Below are 3390 nucleotides of genomic sequence, written 5' to 3' on the forward strand. Positions count from 1 at the left end.
CGTCACCCCGTTCACCAGGTGCCAGTAATCGGCCTCCGGGCTCTGGTAGTAGAGCGGCATGTACATGTGATTGTAGACCGAATAGGCCTTGCAGCCGTAACGCTGGGTCGCGGCGAAATAGGGCGAACGGCGCACCCGCGCGGAAATCACGATGTTCGAAAGCACGGTCATGGCCGCCCTCCTGCCAAGGTCAGACTGTCTGGATTGTCAGGACCAGCTTCCACGGCCGGTCGGTCATGCGGGAGAGGTTTGACGCGCCGGACGGCGGCTGTCGCCCCTACCGGCGACACGCGACCGTCCTCAGGACGACGTTGTTCCTACAGCATGCTGTCGACGAAGCCGGCCGGTATCCAGCCGTCGCGCCAGTCCTCCAGCGGCACTACATGGGCTGGGCGTCCGTTGTCTTCGAACCAGGTGTCGACGGCATAGGCGCGCTTGGACTGAAGTTCCTCGACCACGGCGCTCTGGTGCGGCCACTCGCCGTCGATGAAGATGCCGCGCCCGGCCCAGCCCCGGATCTTGTGCCACTTCAGATAGCCCGCCTTGGCCATCAGGGTGAGATAGACCGAGGTGTTGCTGGTTTCGTCCACGCAGTCGAGCTGGGAGTTGCCGCTGAAGGCGTTGAAGGTGCCGCCTTCGTCGCGGTGGGTGCCGGTCTTGCGGCCCACCGCCTGTTCGAGGATGGCGGTGGCCATGGCGATGCGCGCCCGCTCGATATCGGCGCTGGCCGCCGGCTCGGCGAAGAGCTCGGCAACCGGATGCCACTCCGCCTCGGTCAGGGAAACTTCGGACACCAGACGGCAGCCGTGGCCGTGGCAGATGGCAAAGCCCTCGGGCTTGGCGCCGAGGAAATTGCGTTCGGCCATGAGCTCGTCGTAGTCGCCGCCCGGCGTGCCACAGCCCGCGAGCAGCAACAGACCGGCCGCCACCGCGGCCTTCCGGACCCGCCCCCGGCGGGCGAACCGCGTAGTGTCATCGCGCATGTGTTCGTGTCCCCCTCAGCGCCACCCCTGGCTCTGCATCGTCGGCGCGAGCCCGATCACGCCGACTCGCTTAGACAATTCGGTTAGATTTAACCATCGCAACGCCCGCTGCGCAAAGTCACAGAGGCGTTATTGGCAACAGAGACGGGGGAGCAGCGGAGATTTTCAGGCGCCACTACCCCAGCGGCCTTGCCGCTGCCACGATCCCGCGCCAGACTTGCCCCAGCAGGGAGGTTGAGGGGACGGGAGCCGTCTTCCGCGTGACACAGCCGTTTGCCTTTCCCCAATACAGTACCGGCGAACGCCGGGCCGACGCGGCGGTCCATGTGCTTGGGGTCTCCGCCAGCCTCACCGCTTTTCCGGTGCTCATTGTGTTGGCCGCCCTCTATGGGCCGGCGCTGTCGACCGCCAGCCTGGCGGTCTATGGCGTCGGGCTGCTGGCGGTCATGTCCTTCTCGGCAGGTTACAACCTGGTCCACCGGCCGAACTGGAAGGAGATCCTCCGGCGCCTCGACCACGCCGCGATCTTCGTGATGATCGCCGGGACCTACACGCCCTTCGCCGTGCTCACCATCGGTGGAACCGTCGGGATCGCGCTGCTGGCCGTGGTTTGGGGAATCGCCGCAGCGGGCATCGCCATGAAGCTGCTGCTGCCGCGGCGCCTCGACCGTGCCGCCGTCGCGCTCTATCTGGTCCAGGGCTGGGCGATCCTGCCGGTGGTCGACGCGCTGATCGTCGGCGTGTCGCTGACGGTCCTGATCCTGATGCTTGTCGGCGGCGGTCTCTACACCCTGGGGGTGGTGTTTCACCTCTGGCGCCGGCTGCCCTACCACAACGCCATCTGGCACGCCCTGGTGCTGCTGGCGGCGGGCTGCCACTACGCGGCGATCCTCATCGCCTTCGCCCTGCCGATCTAATCTCGTCGTTCTGCCCGGGCCGCTCAGCCGTTGCGGTAGACGTAGCTGTAGGCGTTGATCGCCGGCACCCCGCCGAGGTGGGCATAGAGCACCTTGGAGCCCGCGGGGAAATAGTCCTTCCGCACCAGGTCGATCAGGCCCTGCATGGATTTTCCCTCGTAGACCGGGTCGGTCATCATCCCCTCGGTGCGCGCGGCCAGGCGGATCGCCTCGTTGGTCTCCGCCGAGGGCACGCCGTAGGCTGGATAGGCATAGTCCGGGATCAGCACGAGATCGTCGTCGGTGATGTCGCGGCCCAGCCCCACCAAGTCGGCGGTGTTGCGCGCGATCTCCATGACCTGGGCGCGGGTCTGGTCCAGGGTGCCGGAGGCATCGATGCCGATGACCCGGTCGGCGCGCCCGTCCTTGGCGAAACCCACCAGCATGCCGGCATGGGTGGAGCCGGTGACGGTGCAGACGATGATGTAGTCGAATTTGAAGCCGAGTTCCGCTTCCTGGGCACGCAGTTCTTCGGCGAAGCCGACGAACCCGAGGCCGCCGTACTTGTGCACCGAGGCGCCGGCGGGAATGGCGTAGGGCTTGCCGCCCCTGGCCTTCACGTCTTCCAGTGCCCGCTCCCAGCTTTCGCGGATGCCGATGTCGAAGCCCTCGTCCACCAGCTCGATCTCCGCGCCCATCACCCGGCTCATCAGGATGTTGCCGACCCGGTCGTAGACCGCGTCCTCGAAGGGCACCCAGCTTTCCTGCACCAGGCGGCACTTCATGCCCAGCTTGGCGGCCACCGCCGCCACCTGGCGGGTGTGGTTCGACTGCACGCCGCCGATGGTCACCAGGGTATCGGTGTTGGAGGCCAGGGCGTCGGGGACGATGTACTCCAGTTTGCGGATCTTATTGCCGCCGAAGGCGAGGCCGGAGTTGCAGTCTTCCCGCTTGGCGTAGAGCTCCACCGCCCCGCCGAGATGGGCCGAGAGCCGATCCAGCTTTTCGATGGGCGTCGGGCCGAAGGTCAGGGGATAGCGCTCGAACGTCTCCAGCATGGCGGGCCTCCGGCTGGGGGTGAGAAGGCCGCAAGTCTAGCGAAAAGACGGTGCAAGGGGCTTTCGAAGATAAATCCAGTGATGAGAATAGTTTTCTATGTAGTCCAGATAATCGGCTATATCTTCCGTTGAACTGCGTATTATTGAGAGAATCTTCGTAAGACATGGATCTCGATCGCATCGACCGCCGCATTCTCAGGCTGTTGCAGCGCGACGGCCGGCTGACCAACGCCGAGCTGGCCAAGAAAGTCAACGTCAGCGCAGCGACCTGTCACCGCCGCACCCAGCGCCTCTTCGAGGCCGGCTATGTGCGGGCGGTGCGCGCCGAGATCGCGCCGGAACGTGTCGACCGCGGCGCCCTGGCGGTGGTCGGCGTGGTCCTGGACCGCTCGACGCCGGAGAGCTTCGCCGCCTTCGAAGCTGCCATCACCGAACTGCCCTTCGTGCTGGACT

4 protein-coding genes are annotated in these 3390 nt (G+C 65.9%); 2 read left to right on the forward strand and 2 right to left on the reverse strand.

Annotated features, from left to right (window positions below):
* Positions 1-317 precede the first annotated feature (317 nt).
* Positions 318-983, reverse strand: coding sequence for a hypothetical protein (locus Q0996_RS03390; protein ID WP_299616002.1), 666 nt, complete (start codon positions 981-983; stop codon positions 318-320).
* Between the two features lie 260 nt (positions 984-1243).
* Between Q0996_RS03390 and Q0996_RS03395 the strand changes: the two genes are divergently transcribed.
* Positions 1244-1900 (forward strand): hemolysin III family protein, encoded by a 657-nt coding sequence (locus Q0996_RS03395; protein WP_299616004.1) that lies wholly within the window; start codon positions 1244-1246, stop codon positions 1898-1900.
* A 23-nt stretch (positions 1901-1923) separates the two neighbouring features.
* On the opposite strand, the gene Q0996_RS03400 is transcribed toward Q0996_RS03395, so the two are convergent.
* Positions 1924-2937 carry a 1-aminocyclopropane-1-carboxylate deaminase gene (locus Q0996_RS03400; RefSeq protein WP_299616006.1) on the reverse strand — a complete coding sequence of 338 codons (1014 nt, stop codon included), beginning with the start codon at positions 2935-2937 and terminating at the stop codon, positions 1924-1926.
* Between the two features lie 164 nt (positions 2938-3101).
* Between Q0996_RS03400 and Q0996_RS03405 the strand changes: the two genes are divergently transcribed.
* Positions 3102-3390, forward strand: a 289-nt coding sequence (locus Q0996_RS03405; protein ID WP_299616008.1) for an Lrp/AsnC family transcriptional regulator, incomplete at its 3' end; no start/stop codon positions are given.

Origin of the sequence: Pelagibius sp., assembly GCF_028289705.1 — a bacterium.
In the GTDB taxonomy this organism is placed as follows: Bacteria; Pseudomonadota; Alphaproteobacteria; order Kiloniellales; family Kiloniellaceae; genus Pelagibius.